Genomic DNA, 19,390 nt, shown 5'->3' on the forward strand with positions numbered 1-19,390 from the left:
ACGCGCTGGTCAGGGCCTAGAGCCTCAGCACTCGATGACGTTGACCGCGAGGCCGCCGCGGGCGGTTTCCTTGTACTTGATCTTCATGTCGGCGCCCGTCTCCTTCATGGTCTTGATGACCTTGTCGAGGGAGACCTTGTGGGTGCCGTCCCCGCGCATGGCCATCTTGGCCGCCGTGACGGCCTTGACCGCCGCCATGCCGTTGCGCTCGATGCACGGGATCTGGACCAGGCCGCCGACCGGGTCGCAGGTCAGGCCCAGGTTGTGTTCCATGCCGATCTCGGCCGCGTTCTCGACCTGCTCGGGGGTGCCGCCCAGGACCTCGGCCAGGGCGCCGGCCGCCATCGAGCAGGCGGAGCCGACCTCGCCCTGGCAGCCGACCTCGGCGCCGGAGATCGAGGCGTTCTCCTTGAACAGCATGCCGATCGCGCCCGCCGCGAGGAGGAAGCGGACCACGCCGTCCTCGTCCGCACCCGGTACGAAGTTCATGTAGTAGTGCAGGACCGCGGGGAGGACGCCCGCCGCGCCGTTCGTGGGGGCCGTCACGACACGGCCGCCCGCCGCGTTCTCCTCGTTGACCGCCATCGCGTAGATCGTCGTCCACTCGCTGCGGTGCATCATCGGGTCGCCCTCGGTGCGCAGCTGGCGCGCCGTGGAGGCCGCCCGGCGCTTGACGCGCAGGCCGCCCGGCAGGATGCCCTCGCGGGACATGCCGCGCGCGACGCAGGACTGCATGACCCGCCAGATCTCCAGCAGGCCCTCGCGGATCTCCTCCTCCGTGCGCCAGGCCTTCTCGTTCTCCAGCATGAGCGAGGAGATGGACAGGCCCGTCTCCTTCGCCAGCCGGAGCATCTCGTCGCCCGAGCGGAAGGGGTACTTCAGCACGGTGTCGTCGAGCTTGATCCGATCCTCGCCGACCGCGTCCTCGTCCACCACGAAGCCGCCGCCGACCGAGTAGTACGTCTTCTCCAGGAGCGGGGCGCCGGATGCGTCGTACGCGAAGAGCGTCATGCCGTTCGCGTGGTACGGCAGGGACCGGCGGCGGTGCAGGATCAGCTGGGAGGGCTCGTCGAAGGCGATCTCGTGCGCGCTCCCTATCTCGGTGCCGAGCAGGCGCAGGCGACCGCTGTGGCGGATGCGCTCCACCTCGTCGTCGGCCGTCTCCACGTTCACCGTGCGGGGCGAGTGGCCCTCCAGGCCCAACAGCACCGCCTTGGGGGTGCCGTGGCCGTGTCCGGTTGCGCCGAGGGAGCCGTACAGCTCGGCCCGGACCGACGCGGTCTGGGCGAGCACGCCGTCCTTCTTCAGCCGGTTCACGAACATGCGCGCGGCCCGCATCGGGCCGACCGTGTGGGAGGAGGACGGGCCGATGCCGATGGAGAAGAGGTCGAAGACGGAGATGGCCACGGTGGCGGACTCCCTTGTCTGCTCGTGGGGTGGGCGGGGCAGGAGAGGTGGAAGGTTCAGGAGGGGTGATTGTTCGGATTTTGTCCGACAGTCGAGCTTAACGTGGGGAGGTGAACGGTTCGGCTGGCGACCGGGTGCGCGAGGTTGCGGTTGGGCGTGGGTCGGGTCACGTTCCGGCCCGCGCCGACCACCCGGGCGACGGGCGCCGCCGGGCCGGCCGGATCCGAAGGTCCAACCCATGAGAAGGGCCCGGTCCTGTGGAGACAGGAACCGGGCCCGACCCTTCCCCAGCTACGGCTGGGAGCTGCTCCCGGTCACAGGGACGGGTACAGCGGGAACTTCGCCGCGAGGGCGGAGACGCGGGCCTTGAGGGCCTCGCTGTCGTACGTCGGCTTCAGCGCCTGCGCGATGATCTCGGCGACCTCGGTGAAGGCCTCGGCGTCGAAACCGCGGGTGGCCAGGGCCGGCGTACCGATCCGCAGACCCGAGGTGACCATCGGCGGCCGCGGGTCGTTCGGGATGGCGTTGCGGTTGACCGTGATGCCGACCTCGTGGAGGCGGTCCTCGGCCTGCTGGCCGTCCAGCTCGGAGTTGCGCAGGTCGACCAGGACCAGGTGCACGTCGGTGCCACCGGTGAGGACGTCCACGCCCACGGCCTTGACGTCGTCCTGGACCAGGCGCTCGGCGAGGATCTTCGCGCCTTCGAGGGTGCGCTCCTGGCGCTCCTTGAACTCGGGCGAGGCCGCCACCTTGAAGGAGACCGCCTTGGCCGCGATCACGTGCTCCAGCGGGCCGCCCTGCTGACCCGGGAAGACCGCGGAGTTGATCTTCTTGGCCAGCTCCTGAGTCGACAGGATGACACCGCCGCGCGGACCGCCGAGGGTCTTGTGCGTGGTGGTGGTGACGACGTGGGCGTACGGCACCGGGTTCGGGTGCAGGCCCGCGGCCACCAGGCCGGCGAAGTGCGCCATGTCGACCATCAGGTACGCGCCGACCTCGTCCGCGATGCGGCGGAAGGCGGCGAAGTCCAGCTGGCGCGGGTAGGCGGACCAGCCGGCGACGATCAGCTGCGGCTTGGACTCCTTGGCGAGGCGCTCGACCTCGGCCATGTCGACCTGGCCGGTCTCGTCGACGTGGTAGGGGACCACGTTGTAGAGCTTGCCGGAGAAGTTGATCTTCATGCCGTGGGTCAGGTGACCGCCGTGGGCCAGGTTCAGGCCCATGATCGTGTCGCCCGGCTTCAGCAGCGCGAACATCGCGGCGGCGTTCGCCTGCGCACCGGAGTGCGGCTGGACGTTCGCGGCCTCGGCGCCGAACAGCGCCTTGATGCGGTCGATCGCGATCTGCTCGACCACGTCAACGTGCTCGCAGCCGCCGTAGTAACGACGGCCGGGGTAGCCCTCGGCGTACTTGTTGGTCAGGACCGAGCCCTGGGCCTCCATGACGGCGACCGGAGCGAAGTTCTCCGACGCGATCATTTCCAGGGTGGACTGCTGGCGTACGAGCTCGGCGTCGACGGCGGCGGCGACGTCCGGGTCGAGCTCGTGAAGGGGTGTGTTCAGAACAGACATCAGGATCCCCTGTGATCAGTTTCCGGCGGTGAGCTTGGCGTACTCCTCGGGAGAGAGCAGGTCGGCCGGCTCCTCCGCGACGCGGACCTTGAACAGCCAGCCACCCTCGAACGGGGCGGTGTTCACGAGCGCCGGGTCATCCACGACGTCCTGGTTGGCCTCGACGACCTCGCCGGTGACGGGGGAGTACAGGTCGCTGACCGACTTGGTCGACTCCAGCTCGCCGCAGGTCTCGCCCGCGGTCACGGTGTCGCCGACCTCGGGGAGCTGGGCGTAGACGACGTCACCGAGCGCGTTGGCCGCGAACTCCGTGATGCCGACCGTCGCGACGCCGTTCTCGGCGTCCGACAGCCACTCGTGCTCCTTGCTGTAACGCAGCTGCTGGGGGTTGCTCATGACCTGATTCTCCTGGATGCGGGGGAGTGAATACGAACAGTGGTCTTGCGTACTGAGACGGCCGGAACGGCGTACGGGTGTTACTTCTGCCGCTTGTAGAACGGCAGGGCCACGACCTCGTACGGCTCATGCGTACCGCGAATGTCCACGCCCACGCCGGAGGTGCCGGGCGCGGCGTGCGCCGCGTCCACGTAGGCCATCGCGATCGGCTTGCCCAGCGTCGGGGACGGGGCGCCGGAGGTGACCTCACCGATGACCTGTCCGTCGGCGACGACGGGGAACCCGGCGCGCGGGACGCGGCGGCCCTCGGCGATCAGACCGACCAGCTTGCGCGGCGGGTTCGTCGCGGCGCGCTCGGCGGCGGCCTCCAGGGCGGCGCGGCCCACGAACTCGCCCTCCTTCTCGAACTTCACGACCCGGCCCAGCCCCGCGTCGAAGGGGGTGAGGGAGGTGCTCAGCTCGTGCCCGTACAGCGGCATGCCCGCCTCCAGGCGCAGGGTGTCCCGGCAGGACAGGCCTGCCGGCACCAGGCCGACGCCCTCGCCGGCCTTGGTCAGCGCCTGCCACAGCTCGACGGCGTGCTCGGGGGCGACGAACAGCTCGAAGCCGTCCTCACCGGTGTAGCCCGTACGCGCGATCAGCGCGGGCACGCCCGCGACCGTGCCCGGCAGGCCGGCGTAGTACTTCAGCCCGTCCAGGTCGGCGTCGGTGAGGGAGGCGAGGATGCCGGGGGACTCCGGGCCCTGCACGGCGATCAGCGCGTACGCGTCACGGTCGTCGCGGACCTCGGTGTCGAAGCCGGCGGCGCGCTCGGTGAGGGCGTCCAGGACGACCTGGGCGTTGGAGGCGTTCGCGACGACCATGTACTCGGTCTCGCCCAGGCGGTAGACGATCAGGTCGTCGACGATCCCGCCGTCCTCCTGGCAGATGTGCGTGTAGCGGGCGCGGCCGACACCGACGGTGGAGATGTTGCCGACCAGCGCGTAGTCCAGGGCCTTGACGGCCTCCGGGCCGGTGAGCGTGATCTCGCCCATGTGGGACAGGTCGAAGAGACCGGCCTTGGTCCGTACGGCGTTGTGCTCGTCGCGCTCGCTGCCGTACCGCAGGGGCATGTCCCAGCCCGCGAAATCGGTCATGGTCGCACCGAGCGAACGGTGCAGCGCATCGAGGGCGGTCAGGCGGGGGGCAGTGCTCATGGGTGTGGCTCCCGGGTCCCAGGGCATGACATGACGAGGACGATCCTCCCCATCTGTCATCGGAACCTGAGAGGTTCGCCGAGAGTCCCCGTCACGGACGGGGAGCGTCGGCTTGCACCTTGGGTGGAGCGTGCGCCGGTGCCGTCACGAAGGACGGTGGCGCGGCTCGCTTTTCAGATCTGCCTCATCCACGCGGTACGGGGCCTGAGAGATTCAAGGGAGGTACTTGCTCCTTCGGCGCCCGAGCACGGCCTTGCGGCGTGCCGGGACTCTCCCGCGCGGATTCAAGCGGCCGGTATGCAGTTGGTCCAGATGGCGCACATCATTGCACGCCGTCCGGGCGATCGGGCGGGCGGGCCCGGAAGTACCTACGGACCGGTGGTGCGGCCCGGAAACGCTGGACCGGAACCGGGGCTGCCGGATTACCGTCTCTTTACACTCAGTGGGCATGGGGTCCTGGCGGCCCGATTCGGGGGAGGTGATCACCGTGCGGAGATTCGGAGTGCTGGCGGCGACCGGAAGCGCGATGGCTAGCGCGCCGGGAACGGCGGCGGGTGCCGCGGACGGGGCGCCGGTGCAGCGGGCGTGCCTCGACGGCGGCCTCGTGCGCGACCTACGCGGCCGGGAGGCGCACGGACCGCAGTGGCTCGGCTTCGCGGAGGGGGACATCGTGGTGGTCTCCGGCCTCCCGGGCGGCGGCAAGAGCACCCTGATCAAACGGGCCGCGCAGGACAGGGGCATCGACTCCCAGGACGTGCGCGAGCGCTGGGAGCGCCGGATGCCCGACCTGCTGCCGTACACCGCGTACCGGCCGCTGGTCCGCATCGCGCACTACTGGGGCCTGTGGCGGACGCTGCGCTCCGGCGCCTCGGCGGTCGTCCACGACTGCGGTACCCAGACCTGGGTCCGGGCGCTGCTCGCCACGGCGGCGCGGCGGCGCGGCCGGGCGCTGCACCTGGTGCTGTTGGACACCACCCCGGACGAGGCCCTGGCCGGACAGGAGGCGCGCGGCCGGGGCGTGTCGACGTACGCCTTCGCCCGCCACCGGGCGGCGGTGGACCGCCTGCTGCGCGCCGCGGAGGCGGGCCGCCTCCCTGCGGGCTGCACCTCGGCGATCCTCCTGGACCGCAGTTCGGCCTCCCGCGTCACCCGCATCGCCTTCCGCGCTCCGGGCACCCCCGCGGCCTGAGTGCGCCGCTGGCGCGGGCACCGGACGCGGCGCCGGGGCGGAGCCGCGGGAAGCGGGGGCGGGGCGACCCACTAGCCTCGGCCTGACAACAAGGCAGCGAGAGCGACCACAAACGGAGGCGGAGATGCAGGGCGGCGGCTGGCCGGACAACGAGCTGGAGCAGGTGCTCGGGGCGGCGCTCGGGCAGGCGGAAGCCGGCGCGCGGATCGTCGAAGTGCTCGGACGGAGCCTGCTCTGGGTGCCGTTGCCCGCCGGTGGCGCCCCGGACGGGGCCTCGATCGTGCTGCCCACCATGGAGATCGCCGGCGCGGCGTACGTTCCGGTGTACAGCTCTGAGGCCCAGTTCCGCTCCTGCGTCGGCCCCGGCATGGACTTCGTGGTGGCACCCGCCGTCGAGTTCGCCCGTGGCCTGCCTCCGCAGCTCGGCATCGCGGTGAACCCGGAGGGTGCCGTCGGCGTTCCGCTTCCCCCGCCGGCCGTCGCGGAGCTGTGCCGCACGGGCCGGACCCCGCTCGACGGCCCCGGCACGGGAGGTCGCGTCCGGCTCTACGAGCCCGACTGGCAGGACGATCCGGTGGACTTCCTGACCGCCGCCGCCGAGGAGTTCCGCGCCACCGGCGTGGTCCTCGCCGCCCACCGCTGCCTCGCCAGCGTCGAGGGCGGGGCGCCCGAGCTCTACGTCGGCGTCCAGCTGGTGGGATGGGAGCCCGAGATGCGGAACGCGCCGATGGACGCCCTCGGCCGGGCCCTGACCCGCGTGGCACCGCCCTGGCCGGTGCAGCTGATCCTCCTGGACGCCGCGCAGGACCCGGTGGTCGACTTCATCCGTGAGCGCGTACGCCCCTTCTACCTTCCGTAGGGCGGCTTAAGCTGAGTGCAGATACGGGTGTACGCCGTGCGCCCGCGCGGACGAAGAGGGGTACCGGGTGAGTGCGTCAGGCACGGCCGCGGCCGGGCAGGTCGAGCACATGATGCGCCAGGTGACTCCGGGGCGCTACGAGAGCTACGAGTCACTGCTGCATGCCCTCGCCGAGGGCCGTTTGTGGATGCTGCTCTGGCAGGGTCAGCCGGGCTCCCCGGACGCCCAGTACGGCGGCATGGAGATCGAGGGCCTCGGGTACGCGCCCTGCGTGACCTCCCCCCAGGAGCTGGCCGCCAGCGGCTGGAACCGGGGCTACGAAGTGGTCACCGGCCGGGACATCGCCCGCGCCCTCTACCCCGACCGCTGGGGCCTGTGGCTCAACCCGCACGCGCAGGGCGGCGGCCTCGGCATCCCGTGGGCTGACCTGCGTCGGATCGCCACGGGCCTCGACCGGATGCCGGCCGGCCCGTTGCGGCTGTCCGAGCCCGCTCTTGAGCTCCCGCAGTTCTACGGGCTGCTGACCCAGCACGCGCACCGCACCCCCGCGGTCCGCTCGTTGCGCCGCGCCTGGGTGCAGCCCTCGCTGGGGTCGCCGTACCTCGCGGTCGGGCTCGACCTGTACGACGCCTCCGCGCCCGCGCTGGAGTCCGTACGGGAGATGATGCGGCAGTCGGTCGGAGCGGTCCCCGAAGGCGTGCCGGTGTGCACGGTGGCGCTCGCGGACGAGCACGACCCCGTCGCGATGTGGCTGCGCGCCCAGACCCGCCCCTTCTACGACCGCGAGGGCCAGGCCCCGGCCTACTGATCGAGGTCGCCCGGCCTCTGGGGCAGCTGAATCCGGACAAGCCGAAGGCCGCAGGGAACCACCGTTCCCTGCGGCCTTCGGCTTGTCCGGATTTCCATGCTCTTGGGGGGTCAAAAGGCGTGCTCCTACCGCGAGTTGGGCGCCATGTCCGATTGCGTACCGAACGGACTGTCTTGCTCCGCTGAGGCGACAGTGAAGTCCGGATAACGGGAACTCGACCCTCACATCACGGTTGCGCATCCATTCATCTGCGGGTCTGGCGGCTGATCGCGGCGCCGATGAAGACTCCCCACCCAAGAGCCGGTCAGTCCTGCGAGACCCGGTTCGGCATATGCAATTCGCTTGTCGCTTTGCCCAGCTCTTCCCGCAGTTCTTGCACCTCAGCACGCGTCCTGCGTGTCACCACGCACTCCGAGCGCCACTCCGCACCAACGCCGCCACAGCGGCGGGCATGGGCCGGCAACCCGTCGGCCGAGAGGGGTCCCCACCACGATGACGGCACCACTGCATGACACGAGCGCGGAATCACCCGCACCCGTGTCCGTAGCCGACGTCCCTGCCAAGGCCATCGAAGGCCGCTCGCCCGGCCGCATCGCCTGGATGCGGCTCAAGCGCGACAAGGTCGCGCTGACCGGCGGCGTGGTCGTGATCTTCCTGATCCTGGTGGCGGTCTTCGCGCCGCAGATCGTGAGCCTGTTGGGCCACCCGCCCAACGAGTTCCACGAGGACCTGATCGACCCGGACCTCGGTACGCCGATCGGCTCCTTCGGCGGCATGAGTTCCGACTTCCTGCTGGGCGTCGAACCCACCAACGGCCGCGACGTGTTCAGCCGGATCGTCTTCGGCGCCCGCATCTCGCTGGTCGTCGCCTTCCTGGCGGCCTTCGTCTCGGTCGTCATAGGCAGCCTGCTCGGCGCACTCGCCGGGTTCATCGGCGGCTGGGTCGACGGCGTCATCAGCCGCCTGATGGACCTGCTGCTGGCCTTCCCGCAGTTGCTGTTCACCATCGCCCTGGTCTCCGTGGTCCCCAACTCCCTCTGGGGGTTCGAGGGCTCGGGTGTCCGGATGGGCGTACTGATCGTCGTCATCGGCTTCTTCGGATGGCCGTACATCGGCCGCATCGTCCGGGGCCAGACGATCTCCCTGCGGGAGCGCGAGTACGTCGAGGCCGCGCGCAGTCTCGGCGCCGGCCGCGGCTACATCCTGATCAAGGAGCTGCTGCCCAACCTGGTCGCGCCGATCCTCGTCTACTCGACGCTGATCATCCCGACCAACATCCTGACGGAGGCGGCCCTGAGCTTCCTCGGCGCCGGCGTCAAGCCGCCCACCGCGTCCTGGGGAAAGATGCTCTCCGACGCCGTCCCCATCTACCAGGACGACCCCACGTACATGGTGGTCCCGGGTATCACGATCTTCATCACCGTCCTGGCGTTCAACCTCTTCGGGGACGGGCTGCGTGACGCACTCGACCCCAAGGGCAGCTGAACAGCTTCATCGATTCACCCACCTATGGAGGTTGGACCAACGTGATCCGCAGAAAGCAGGCATTCGCGATCACCGCCGTGATCGCCGCCCTGTCCCTGACCGCCGCGTGCGGTGGCAACGACGGCGAGAAGAAGCCCGAGGGCAAGGGCGGCAACGGTGCCGCGGCCTTCAACGCCGCCACGACCGGCATGGTGAACCCCTCGGACGCCAAGGGCGGCGAGCTCAAGCTCTGGTCGCCGCAGGACGTCGACTACCTCGACCCGGCGCGCGCCTACTACGGCTTCGTGTGGGACATCCAGCGCCTCTACGTGCGCCAGCTGCTCGCGTACGACAGCAAGCCGGGCAAGGACGGCAGCAAGCTCGTCCCGGACCTCGCCGAGGCCCTGCCGGTCCTGAGCAACGAGGGCAAGACGTACACCCTCAAGCTCAAGGACGGCGTGAAGTTCGAGGACGGTTCGCCGATCACCTCGAAGGACATCAAGTACGGCATCGAGCGCGTCTTCGCGCAGGACGTGCTGTCCGGCGGTCCCACCTACCTGATCGACATCCTCGACCAGGGTCAGAAGTACCCCGGCCCTTACAAGGACACCGACCCGAACAAGATGGGCCTGAAGTCCGTCGAGACGCCGGACGACAAGACGATCGTCTTCAACCTGGCGAGCGCCAACTCCGACTTCAGCTACCTGCTGGCCATGCCGTCCTCCTCGCCGGTCCCGGCGGCCAAGGACACGGGCGCCACGTACACCAACAAGCCGGTCTCCACCGGCCCGTACAAGGTCGAGAGCTTCACCGCGAGCAAGGGCGCGACCTTCGTCCGCAACGAGAACTGGGACCCGAAGACCGACACGATCCGCAAGGGTCTGCCGGACAAGGTCTCCTTCACGGTCACCACCAACCCGGACGACATGGACGCGCGTCTGCTGTCGGGCGACATCGACCTCGCCATCGACGGCACGGGCATGCAGCAGGCCGGCAAGAACAAGGTCCTCAAGGACGAGAACCTGAAGAAGAACGCGGACAACCCGTTCACGGGCTACATCCGCTACTTCGCCTTCCCGACCACGGTCGCGCCGTTCGACAACATCGAGTGCCGCAAGGCCGTCATCTACGCGGCCGACCCGAAGTCCCTGCAGACCGCCCGTGGCGGCCCGACCAGCGGTGACCTCGGCGCGAACATGCTGCCGCCCGGCATCCCCGGTGCCGACAAGAGCTACGACCCGTTCGGCCTGACGAAGGGCGAGCCGCAGGAGGCCAAGGCCAAGGAGGCCCTCAAGGCCTGTGGCAAGCCGGACGGCTTCGAGACCACCATCGCGGTGCGCAACAACCGCGCGCCCGAGGTGAAGACCGCCGAGTCCCTGCAGGCGTCGCTCGCCAAGGTCGGCATCAAGGTCACGATCGACCAGTACGACGGCAAGCTCTCCTCCTCCGTGATCGGTTCGCCCGAGAACGTGAAGAAGAAGAACTACGGCATCATCGTGATGGGCTGGGGCGCCGACTACAACTCCGGCTCGGGCTTCCTGCAGCCGCTCGTTGACGGATCGTTCATCCAGCCCAACGGCAACAACAACTACACGATGATCAACGACCCGGAGATCAACCAGCTGTTCAAGACGGCTGCTGCCGCCGCGACTCCGGAAGCCGCTGCTCCGTTCTACACGGACATCAACAAGAAGATCATGGAGAAGGCTCTCTACCTCCCGATCAACTTCGACAAGGCCTTCGTCTACCACAACCCGCGTCTGACGAACGTCTACTTCAACGACTCCATGGGCAAGATCGACCTGGCCACGGTCGGCATCGCCGCCAAGTAGTCGAGTCGTCGAGTCGTCACGTAACAACAGGCAAGTGCCTTCACCGCACATGCGCTAGTCCGAAGGGCAGGTGAAGGCCGCAGGCGGCGGCTGTCGTCCCCACGAGGGACGGCAGCCGCCCGCCCCGGGCGGCCGACTGCAGTGCTCGTCTACCTCATACGGCGGCTGTTCAACGTCGTCGCCACGCTGCTGGTGGTCTCCGTGGTCACCTTCGGCATCTTCTTCGCGGTCCCCAAGATCACAGGCAGCGATCCGGCCCTCATGTACGCCGGCCGCGAGACCAACGAGACCGCCCTGGCGGGCATCCGCGTGAAGATGGGCTTCGACAAGCCCATCTCCGAGCAGTACCTGACCTTCGTCAAGGGCATCTTCGTCGGCCGCGACTACGACGGCGGCGCCGATGTCACCCACTGCGCCGCCCCCTGCTTCGGCTACTCCTTCAAGACCGAGGCTCCCGTCTGGGAGACCATGGTCGACCGCATGCCGGTCACCCTCTCGCTCGCCCTCGGCGCAGCGGTCATCTGGGTGATCGCCGGTGTGGCCACCGGTGTGATCTCGGCGCTCAGACGCCGGACCGCCATCGACCGCACCGTCATGGTCGGCGCCCTCGCCGGCGTCTCCCTGCCGATCTTCTTCACCGGCATGGTGGCCCCAGCGATCTTCGTCTACAGCCTCGGCTGGTTGGACGTGTCCAACTACAAACCGCTCACCGAGGATCCGGTGGCCTGGCTCAACTCCCTGATCCTGCCCTGGGTGACCCTCGCCTTCCTCTTCGCCGCCACTTACGCCCGCATCACCCGCGCCACGATGCTGGAGGTCCTCGGCGAGGACTACATCCGCACCGCCCGGGCCAAGGGACTCACGGAGAGCGTCGTCATCCGCAAGCACGCCCTGCGCTCCACCCTCACCCCGATCGTCACGATGTTCGGCCTCGACCTCGGCGGACTCCTCGGCGGCGCGGTGCTCACCGAGACGACCTTCAACTTCCAGGGTCTGGGAACGGCGGCCGTCGCCGCCATCGGCCAGGGCGACCTGCCGGTGATCATGGGCGTCACCCTGCTCGCCGCGCTCTTCGTGGTGATGGCCAACCTGATCGTGGACCTGCTGTACGCCGTCATCGACCCGCGCGTGAGGCTGACGTGACCGAGAACCCCGCCTCTTCTTCTGGCACCTCCAGCTCCGGCGAGCCCGCCGACCGCGAATCCGCCGCAGGCGGAGCCGCGTTCGTACCCGAGCAGGCCGGGCCGCCGAAGGACAGGGCCTTCCTGTCCGTACGCGACCTCAAGGTGCACTTCCCGACCGACGACGGCCTGGTCAAGTCCGTCGACGGACTCTCCTTCGACTTGGAGCGCGGCAAGACGCTCGGCATCGTCGGCGAGTCGGGCTCCGGCAAGTCGGTGACCTCCCTGGCCGTCATGGGCCTGCACCGCACCGGCAACGCGCGCAGCCGCCCGCACATCTCGGGGCAGGTCGTGCTCGACGGCGAGGACCTCGTACGGGCCGACGCCGACCACGTGCGCAAGCTGCGCGGCCGCAAGATGGCGATGGTCTTCCAGGACCCGCTGTCCGCGATGCACCCGTACTACACGGTCGGCAAGCAGATCGTCGAGGCGTACCGGACCCATCAGGACGTCGACAAGAAGACCGCCCGCGCCCGGGCGATCGAGATGCTCGACCGGGTCGGCATCCCGGAGCCCCACCGGCGCGTGGACGCGTACCCCCACGAGTTCTCCGGCGGTATGCGCCAGCGCGCGATGATCGCGATGGCCCTGGTCAACAACCCCGAACTGCTGATCGCGGACGAGCCGACCACCGCCCTGGACGTCACCGTCCAGGCGCAGATCCTCGACCTGATCCGTGACCTGCAGAAGGAGTTCGGCTCCGCGGTCATCATGATCACGCACGACCTCGGCGTGGTCGCCGAGATGGCCGACGACATCCTCGTGATGTACGGCGGCCGGTGCGTCGAGCGGGGCACCGCCGACAAGGTCTTCTACGAGCCCCGCCACCCCTACACCTGGGGCCTGCTCGGCTCCATGCCGCGCATCGACCGCGAGCAGACCGAGCGCCTGATCCCGGTCAAGGGCTCGCCGCCCAGCCTCATCAACATCCCGAGCGGCTGTGCCTTCAACCCGCGCTGCCCGTACGCGGACATCCCCAAGGGCGGCATCACCCGCACCCAGCGGCCCGAGCTCACCGAGGACGACAGAGGGCACTGGTCCGCCTGCCACATGTCGCAGGAGGAGCGGACCCGGATCTGGACCGAAGAGATTGCGCCGAAGCTGTGACCGACATGAAGAAGGACCCCGAGGCGGAGCCGCTCCTGAAGGTGACCGGCCTGGTCAAGCACTTCCCCATCAACAAGGGGCTGCTGCGTCGACAGGTCGGCGCGGTCAAGGCCGTGGACGGCATCGACTTCGACGTCCGGCGCGGTGAGACGCTGGGCGTCGTCGGCGAGTCCGGCTGCGGCAAGTCGACGATGGGGCGGCTGATCACCCGCCTGCTGGAGCCGACCGGCGGCACGGTCGAGTTCGAGGGGCGTGACATCACGCACCTCGGGGTCTCCGGGATGCGCCCGCTGCGCCGCGACGTACAGATGATCTTCCAGGACCCGTACGGCTCGCTGAACCCGCGGCACACGGTCGGCACGATCGTCAGCGCCCCCTTCAAGCTGCAAGGGGTGCAGCCGGAAGGCGGCCTCAAGGCGGAGGTGCAGCGGCTGCTGTCGCTGGTGGGCCTCAACCCGGAGCACTACAACCGCTACCCGCACGAGTTCTCCGGCGGCCAGCGCCAGCGCATCGGCATCGCCCGCGCGCTGGCCCTCAAGCCGAAGCTGGTCGTCGCCGACGAGCCGGTCTCGGCGCTGGACGTGTCGATCCAGGCCCAGGTGGTCAACCTGCTGGACGACCTCCAGGAGGAGCTCGGCCTCACGTACGTGATCATCGCGCACGACCTGTCGGTCATCCGGCACGTGTCCGACCGCATCGCGGTGATGTACCTCGGCAAGATCGTGGAGCTGACCGACCGCAAGTCGCTCTACGAGAACCCGATGCACCCCTACACCAAGGCGCTGCTGTCGGCCGTGCCGGTGCCGGACCCTCGCCGGCGCGGTGCGAAGAGCGGGCGCATCCTGCTCAAGGGCGACGTGCCCTCGCCGATCTCGCCGCCGAGCGGCTGCCGCTTCCACACGCGGTGCTGGAAGGCCACGCAGATCTGCACGACGCAGGAGCCGCCGATGCTGGCCCTGGCGACGGGCCACCAGGTGGCTTGCCACCACCCGGAGAACGCTGCCGACCAGGCCCCGGGCGACCCGGCGCTGCCGGGCGCCGCGGAAGCGGTGGCGACCGTCTCGGAATAGCCCGAGGCAAAACCGCAGCCCGGCGTCCCGCGCCCCCGGCCCACCCGGCCCGGGGGCGCGGCGCTCCCCCCACCCCCGCGCCCCGGCCGGCCCGCGCCCCGGCCGGCCCGCGCCCCGGCCGGCCCGCGCCCCGGCCGGCACGGCGGCCCGACCGCCCGGCCACGCTCGCCCCCGGTACGGCCATGCGCTCGCGGCCCTCCCACCCGACACGCCCGCGCCCCGGCCGACACGGCCATGCTTGCCCCGCCCGGGGCACCGCCCGGCGGGCACCGGGCCCGGGGCGCTCGCGCCCGCGCCCTCGGCCGGGGTGCCGCGCGGGCGGGCCCGGACCGGCCCCGGCCCGACCGCCCCGTCCGCCCGCCGGCCAGGCGAACGGCACAATGGGGCGGTGCTCCACGATCTCTTCCCGCCCGGGATCCAGCATGCCCTGGACCTCGCCGGCATCTTCGTCTTCGCCACCGCGGGCGCCCTGCTCGCCGTACGCAAGAACTTCGACGTCTTCGGCATCTGCGTCCTCGCGCTGGTCACCGCCCTCGGCGGCGGCCTCTTCCGCGACCTCGTGATCGGTGCCGTCCCGCCCGCCGCCTTCGGCGAGCTCAGCTTCTTCGTGACCCCGCTGATCGCCGCGGGCTTCGTCTTCTTCCTGCACCCCGAGGTGCAGCGGATCAACCGCGCCATCAACGTCTTCGACGCCGCCGGCCTCGGTCTGTTCTGCGTGACGGGCACGACCAAGGCGTACGAGTTCGGCCTGGGCCTCACCGCGTCCGCCGCGCTGGGCGTAGCCACGGCCGTCGGCGGGGGCGTCCTGCGCGACGTGCTGGCCAACGAGGTGCCGTCGCTGCTGCGCGACCGCGAGATGTACGCGGTCCCCGCCCTCATCGGCGCCTCGATGGTGGCCGTGTTCATCGGCTTCGACGTCCTCAACGCCGTGACCACCGCCCTCGCGATCGTCACCACCTTCGTGCTGCGGCTCCTCGCCATGCACTACCACTGGCGGGCCCCGCTGGCCTGGAACCGCCGTTCCGCGGTGGCCGAAGAGCCGTGATCAGCACGTGGCCGTGGAAAGCTACCGCTTAGTAGCTTCGCGTTGTAGGCTCGAATCCATGGCATACGCAGCGACTCAGGCATCCGTCGGCGACAGTGAGTTCGACCGCGACACCACCGTCACCGCCCGCGCGGACGAGCCCGGGGTGTACGACGCGGAACTCTCCGCCGGATGGACGATCATCACCGCCGTCAACGGCGGCTATCTGCTGGCCCTGGTCGGCCGGGCCCTCTCGGCAGCCCTGCCGCACCCGGACCCCTTCACCGTCTCCGCCCACTACCTGACCTCGTCGGTACCCGGCCCCGCGGTGATCCGTACGGAGGTCGTCCGCGTGGGGCGCACCCTCTCCACCGGTCAGGCCTCCCTCTTCCAGTACGACGAGAACGGCGCCGAGATCGAGCGGATCCGGGTCGTCGCCTCGTACGGCGACCTCGCCTCCCTGTCGGACGACGTCCGCACCACGGCGCTCCCGCCGGTGATCCCGCCGTACGCGGACTGCCTCGGGCCGGAAGCCGGCCCGGCGCCGATCCCCGGCAGCAACGCGATCGTCGACCGGCTCCGGCTGCGGCTGGACCCCGCGACGGCGGGCTGGGCGCTCGGTGCGCCGTCGGGCAAGGGGGAGATGCGGGCCTGGTTCGAGCTGGCCGACGGCCGTGACGCGGACCCGCTGTCGCTGCTGCTCGCCGTGGACGCGCTGCCGCCGACCTGCTTCGACCTGGGGCTGATGGGCTGGAGCCCGACGGTGGAGCTCACCGCGCACATCCGGCACCGGCCGGCCCCGGGCCCGCTGCGGATCGGGATCACCACGCGGAACCTGGCCGGCGGTTTCCTGGAGGAGGACGCCGAGGTCTGGGACTCGGCGGACCGCCTGGTGGCCCAGTCCCGCCAACTCGCCCGCGCCCCGCGCTGAACCCCTCGGCGGTGCGTCCTGCCGCTTTCCCGACGGTGTGTCCGGGGGAGCGGCAGGCAGGCGGCAGGACGGGGAGGGGCCGCGGGGTCCTGCCCCGGGGAGGGGACTCGTAGAATCAGGGGATCATGGCCTACCTCGACCACGCCGCCACCACTCCGATGCTCCCGGAGGCCGCTGCGGCGATGACCGCGCAGTTCGCCGCCACGGGTAACGCGTCCTCCCTCCACGCCGCCGGCCGCCGCGCCCGCCGTACCGTCGAGGAGGCCCGCGAGGCCCTCGCCGAGGCGCTCGGTGCCCGCCCGAGCGAGGTGGTCTTCACCGCGGGTGGCACGGAGGCCGACAACCTCGCCGTCAAGGGCCTCTACTGGGCCCGCCGCGACCAGGACCCCGCCCGGACCCGCGTGCTCGCCAGCCCGGTCGAGCACCACGCCGTCCTCGACGCCGTCCACTGGCTCGCCGAGCACGAAGGCGCCCAGGTGGAGTACCTGCCGGTGGACCGCTACGGGCGGGTGCACGTCGAGGCCTTCCGCGAAGCCGTCGCGCGCAACCCCGACGACGTGGCCCTGGCCACCGTCATGTGGGCCAACAACGAGATCGGCACCGTCATGCCGGTCCACGAACTGGCCTCCGTCGCACGCGAGTTCGCGATCCCCCTGCACTCCGACGCCGTCCAGGCCTTCGGGCAGCTCGACGTCCGCTTCGGTGACAGCGGCCTCGCCGCGATGACCGTCAGCGGCCACAAGGTCGGCGGCCCCTACGGCATCGGTGCGCTGCTGCTCGGCCGCGACCAGAGCCCCGTCCCCGTCCTGCACGGCGGCGGCCAGGAGCGGCACGTGCGCTCCGGCACCCTCGACGTGCCCGCCATCGCCTCCTTTGCGGTGGCCGCCGTGCTCGCCGCCGAGCGGCGCGAGCACTTCGCCACCGAGATCGGCGCCCTGCGCGACGAACTGATCGCCGCGGTGCTCCGGGAAGTACCCGACGCCGTCCTCGGCGGGGACCCGGTGGACCGGCTCCCGGCCAACGCCCACTTCAGCTTCCCCGGCTGCGAGGGCGACTCGCTGCTGCTCCTGCTGGACGCCCAGGGCATCGAGTGCTCCACCGGCTCCGCCTGCACCGCCGGTGTGGCGCAGCCCAGTCACGTCCTGCTGGCCAGCGGCACCGACCCGCAGTTGGCCCGCGGCACCCTGCGCTTCTCCCTCGGCCACACCTCGACCCGGGACGACGTCGCGGCCGTGGCCGCCGCCATCGGACCGGCCGTCCAGCGCGCCCGTACGGCGGGCCTCAGCTAGTGCTGTGGCCGGAAGGGTTTGCCGGTAGGCCCGCGGCGTCCGGTGCGGTGCATCGCAAGGCGGAGGGCCACGGCTCGTACTGGACGTACTTGCGTGGTCCGACAACGTGGCGAGGTGCCGTGCCGGGCGTCGCGGGCCGGTGAACCGTTCCGGTCACAGCACTAGGTTGCGGGAGAACCGGCGCCGGATGCGACCGCCGCCAGTTGCTCCCGCACCATCCGGAGGTAGCGGTCCCAGTCCCAGTGGCGGCCCGGGTCCGTGTGGTCGGCGCCCGGGACCTCGGAATGGCCCAGGATGTGGGTGCGGTCGACGGGTATGCCGTACCGGTGGCAGACGTCGGCGGCCAGCCGCGCCGAAGCCGCGTACATCGCGTCGGTGAAGTCCTGCGGCCGGTCCACGTAGCCCTCGTGCTCGATGCCGACGCTCCGCTCGTTCATCGAGCGGTTCCCCGAGTGGAAGGCCACGTCCAGTTCGCGGACCATCTGCTCGACGTGCCCGTCCTGGCCCACGATGTAGTGCGCCGAGGCCTGGTGCCACGGGCTCTTGAAGGCGTCCACCGAGGACGCGAAGCTGCCCTGCGTGACGTGCACCACGATCCGGTCCACGCGGTAGTCGGAGGGCCGGTCCGCGAGCCGCCAGTTCGCCGGCGAAGCCGCCGTCCAACGCGCGCCCGCGTGGTCGAGCGCACCCTCCTCGCGCGGCTTGCCCACCCCCGGCAGCAGCCACCACGCCCGCCGCGCCTCGTCCTGTCCGGCGATCGCCGCCACCGTGAAGATCCCGAGCCCTGCGAACAGCACCGCCCGGCGGGTCCTGCCCGGCGCAGCCTTCGACTCGCCTTTGACCTTGCTCCCCATGTGATCCACCCCCTGTACCCGACAACGCGCTGTGACCCCCGGCGGTTCCCCCGTACTCTGGACGGTGCTATGACTGAGAACCTGCCGCGCACCGCCCGCCCCCTTCGCGTCCTGGCCGCCATGTCCGGCGGTGTGGACTCCGCCGTCGCCGCTGCCCGCGCGGTCGAAGCCGGGCACGACGTGACCGGCGTCCACCTCGCGCTCTCCGCGAATCCACAGTCCTTCCGGACCGGCGCCCGCGGCTGCTGCACGATCGAGGACTCCCGCGACGCCCGTCGCGCCGCCGACGTCATCGGCATCCCGTTCTACGTCTGGGACCTCGCCGAGCGCTTCCGCGAGGACGTCGTCGAGGACTTCATCTCCGAGTACGAGGCCGGGCGCACCCCGAACCCCTGTCTGCGCTGCAACGAGAAGATCAAGTTCGCGGCGCTGCTCGACAAGGCCCTCGCCCTCGGCTTCGACGCCGTCTGCACCGGTCACTACGCCACCGTCGTCGAGAACGAGGACGGCTCCCGCGAGCTGCACCGCGCCTCCGACATGGCCAAGGACCAGTCGTACGTCCTCGGGGTCCTCGACGAGAAGCAGCTCGCCCACGCCCTCTTCCCGCTCGGTGACACCCTGACCACCAAGGAAGAGATCCGCGCCGAGGCCGAGGAGCGGGGCCTGGCCGTCGCGAAGAAGCCCGACAGCCACGACATCTGCTTCATCGCAGACGGCGACACCCAGGGCTTCCTCGCGAACCGCCTCGGCAAGGCCGAGGGCGACATCGTCGACGGGGCGACCGGCGAGAAGGTCGGCACCCACGACGGCGCCTTCGGCTTCACCATCGGCCAGCGCAAGGGCCTGCGGATCGGCCACCCCGCCCCCGACGGCAAGCCGCGCTACGTCCTCGACATCTCCCCGGTCAACAACACCGTCACCGTCGGCCCCGCCGAGGCCCTGGACGTCAGCGCCCTCACCGCGATCCGTCCCCGCTGGTGCGGCTCCACGGCCGCCGCCCCGGGCACCTACACCGCGCAGCTGCGCGCCCACGGCGGCGAGACCGAGGTCTTCGCCGAGCTCGTGGACGGCGAGCTGCGGGTGCGCTTCGCGGAGCCGGTCCGCGGCGTGGCCCCCGGCCAGGCGATCGTGCTCTACGACGGCACCCGCGTCGTCGGCTCCGCCACCATCGCCACCACCACCCGCGCCACGGCGGCCGTCTAGCCGCACCGG

The 19,390-nt window shown here is 70.7% G+C and carries 17 protein-coding genes and 1 riboswitch; of the genes, 12 read left to right on the forward strand and 5 right to left on the reverse strand.

Annotated features, from left to right (window positions below):
• Window positions 1-24: 24 nt before the first annotated feature.
• The 4 genes from ABZZ20_RS14970 to gcvT all read right to left on the reverse strand — a co-directional run bounded on the left by ABZZ20_RS14970 (window position 25) and on the right by gcvT (window position 4,570).
• Window positions 25-1,407, reverse strand: a complete 1,383-nt coding sequence (locus ABZZ20_RS14970) for an L-serine ammonia-lyase (RefSeq protein ID WP_356869820.1) — start codon at window positions 1,405-1,407, stop codon at window positions 25-27.
• 314 nt (window positions 1,408-1,721) lie between these two features.
• A complete protein-coding gene (gene glyA, locus ABZZ20_RS14975) occupies window positions 1,722-2,978 on the reverse strand; it encodes a serine hydroxymethyltransferase (RefSeq protein WP_356869821.1) in 1,257 nt (418 codons plus the stop codon).
• 15 nt (window positions 2,979-2,993) lie between these two features.
• Entirely contained in the window at window positions 2,994-3,374 is a 381-nt protein-coding gene (gene gcvH, locus ABZZ20_RS14980; RefSeq protein ID WP_356869822.1) for a glycine cleavage system protein GcvH, read from the reverse strand.
• 80 nt (window positions 3,375-3,454) lie between these two features.
• The gene (gene gcvT / locus ABZZ20_RS14985) at window positions 3,455-4,570 is read right to left on the reverse strand and encodes a glycine cleavage system aminomethyltransferase GcvT (RefSeq protein ID WP_356869823.1); all 1,116 of its coding nucleotides are present in this window, start codon (window positions 4,568-4,570) and stop codon (window positions 3,455-3,457) included.
• A gap of 183 nt (window positions 4,571-4,753) precedes the next feature.
• Window positions 4,754-4,857, reverse strand: a riboswitch (glycine riboswitch).
• 200 nt (window positions 4,858-5,057) lie between these two features.
• Here gcvT and ABZZ20_RS14990 point away from each other — a divergent pair.
• From ABZZ20_RS14990 to ABZZ20_RS15040, 11 genes are all read left to right on the forward strand, one after another.
• Entirely contained in the window at window positions 5,058-5,759 is a 702-nt protein-coding gene (locus ABZZ20_RS14990; RefSeq protein WP_356869824.1) for an AAA family ATPase, read from the forward strand.
• A gap of 124 nt (window positions 5,760-5,883) precedes the next feature.
• Window positions 5,884-6,618 carry an enhanced serine sensitivity protein SseB gene (locus ABZZ20_RS14995; RefSeq protein ID WP_356869825.1) on the forward strand — a complete coding sequence of 245 codons (735 nt, stop codon included), beginning with the start codon at window positions 5,884-5,886 and terminating at the stop codon, window positions 6,616-6,618.
• A 67-nt stretch (window positions 6,619-6,685) separates the two neighbouring features.
• Window positions 6,686-7,426 (forward strand): enhanced serine sensitivity protein SseB C-terminal domain-containing protein, encoded by a 741-nt coding sequence (locus ABZZ20_RS15000; protein WP_356869826.1) that lies wholly within the window; start codon window positions 6,686-6,688, stop codon window positions 7,424-7,426.
• Window positions 7,427-7,918: 492 nt separating this feature from the next.
• Window positions 7,919-8,911 carry an ABC transporter permease gene (locus ABZZ20_RS15005; protein ID WP_356869827.1) on the forward strand — a complete coding sequence of 331 codons (993 nt, stop codon included), beginning with the start codon at window positions 7,919-7,921 and terminating at the stop codon, window positions 8,909-8,911.
• Window positions 8,912-8,952: 41 nt separating this feature from the next.
• Window positions 8,953-10,722 (forward strand): ABC transporter substrate-binding protein, encoded by a 1,770-nt coding sequence (locus ABZZ20_RS15010; RefSeq protein WP_356869828.1) that lies wholly within the window; start codon window positions 8,953-8,955, stop codon window positions 10,720-10,722.
• 141 nt (window positions 10,723-10,863) lie between these two features.
• A complete protein-coding gene (locus tag ABZZ20_RS15015) occupies window positions 10,864-11,865 on the forward strand; it encodes an ABC transporter permease (protein WP_356869829.1) in 1,002 nt (333 codons plus the stop codon).
• Window positions 11,866-11,987: 122 nt separating this feature from the next.
• Entirely contained in the window at window positions 11,988-13,010 is a 1,023-nt protein-coding gene (locus tag ABZZ20_RS15020; protein ID WP_356869927.1) for an ABC transporter ATP-binding protein, read from the forward strand.
• 5 nt (window positions 13,011-13,015) lie between these two features.
• The gene (locus ABZZ20_RS15025; protein ID WP_356869830.1) at window positions 13,016-14,080 is read left to right on the forward strand and encodes a dipeptide ABC transporter ATP-binding protein; all 1,065 of its coding nucleotides are present in this window, start codon (window positions 13,016-13,018) and stop codon (window positions 14,078-14,080) included.
• Window positions 14,081-14,468: 388 nt separating this feature from the next.
• On the forward strand, window positions 14,469-15,125 hold the full coding sequence (locus ABZZ20_RS15030) for a trimeric intracellular cation channel family protein (protein ID WP_356869831.1): 657 nt from the start codon (window positions 14,469-14,471) through the stop codon (window positions 15,123-15,125).
• Window positions 15,126-15,183: 58 nt separating this feature from the next.
• Entirely contained in the window at window positions 15,184-16,035 is an 852-nt protein-coding gene (locus tag ABZZ20_RS15035; RefSeq protein ID WP_356869832.1) for a thioesterase family protein, read from the forward strand.
• 125 nt (window positions 16,036-16,160) lie between these two features.
• The gene (locus tag ABZZ20_RS15040; protein ID WP_356869833.1) at window positions 16,161-17,324 is read left to right on the forward strand and encodes a cysteine desulfurase family protein; all 1,164 of its coding nucleotides are present in this window, start codon (window positions 16,161-16,163) and stop codon (window positions 17,322-17,324) included.
• A gap of 161 nt (window positions 17,325-17,485) precedes the next feature.
• On the opposite strand, the gene ABZZ20_RS15045 is transcribed toward ABZZ20_RS15040, so the two are convergent.
• Window positions 17,486-18,178, reverse strand: coding sequence for a peptidoglycan recognition family protein (locus ABZZ20_RS15045; protein WP_356869834.1), 693 nt, complete (start codon window positions 18,176-18,178; stop codon window positions 17,486-17,488).
• Between the two features lie 69 nt (window positions 18,179-18,247).
• Here ABZZ20_RS15045 and mnmA point away from each other — a divergent pair, with 69 nt between their 5' ends.
• A complete protein-coding gene (mnmA, locus tag ABZZ20_RS15050; RefSeq protein ID WP_356869835.1) occupies window positions 18,248-19,381 on the forward strand; it encodes a tRNA 2-thiouridine(34) synthase MnmA in 1,134 nt (377 codons plus the stop codon).
• Window positions 19,382-19,390: the final 9 nt, after the last annotated feature.

Origin of the sequence: Streptomyces sp. NPDC006430 (assembly GCF_040612395.1) — a bacterium.
Taxonomy (GTDB): domain Bacteria; phylum Actinomycetota; class Actinomycetes; order Streptomycetales; family Streptomycetaceae; genus Streptomyces.

What these genes read in the sequence shown, in the direction of transcription:
- ABZZ20_RS15005 (WP_356869827.1), top strand. Translation starts at nt 7,919, where the DNA reads ATGACGGCACCACTGCATGACACGAGCGCGGAATCACCCGCACCCGTG.
- ABZZ20_RS15045 (WP_356869834.1), bottom strand. Translation starts at nt 18,178, where the DNA reads ATGGGGAGCAAGGTCAAAGGCGAGTCGAAGGCTGCGCCGGGCAGGACC.
- ABZZ20_RS15035 (WP_356869832.1), top strand. Translation starts at nt 15,184, where the DNA reads ATGGCATACGCAGCGACTCAGGCATCCGTCGGCGACAGTGAGTTCGAC.
- ABZZ20_RS14995 (WP_356869825.1), top strand. Translation starts at nt 5,884, where the DNA reads ATGCAGGGCGGCGGCTGGCCGGACAACGAGCTGGAGCAGGTGCTCGGG.
- ABZZ20_RS15040 (WP_356869833.1), top strand. Translation starts at nt 16,161, where the DNA reads ATGGCCTACCTCGACCACGCCGCCACCACTCCGATGCTCCCGGAGGCC.
- gcvT (WP_356869823.1), bottom strand. Translation starts at nt 4,570, where the DNA reads ATGAGCACTGCCCCCCGCCTGACCGCCCTCGATGCGCTGCACCGTTCG.
- mnmA (WP_356869835.1), top strand. Translation starts at nt 18,248, where the DNA reads ATGACTGAGAACCTGCCGCGCACCGCCCGCCCCCTTCGCGTCCTGGCC.
- ABZZ20_RS15025 (WP_356869830.1), top strand. Translation starts at nt 13,016, where the DNA reads ATGAAGAAGGACCCCGAGGCGGAGCCGCTCCTGAAGGTGACCGGCCTG.
- glyA (WP_356869821.1), bottom strand. Translation starts at nt 2,978, where the DNA reads ATGTCTGTTCTGAACACACCCCTTCACGAGCTCGACCCGGACGTCGCC.
- gcvH (WP_356869822.1), bottom strand. Translation starts at nt 3,374, where the DNA reads ATGAGCAACCCCCAGCAGCTGCGTTACAGCAAGGAGCACGAGTGGCTG.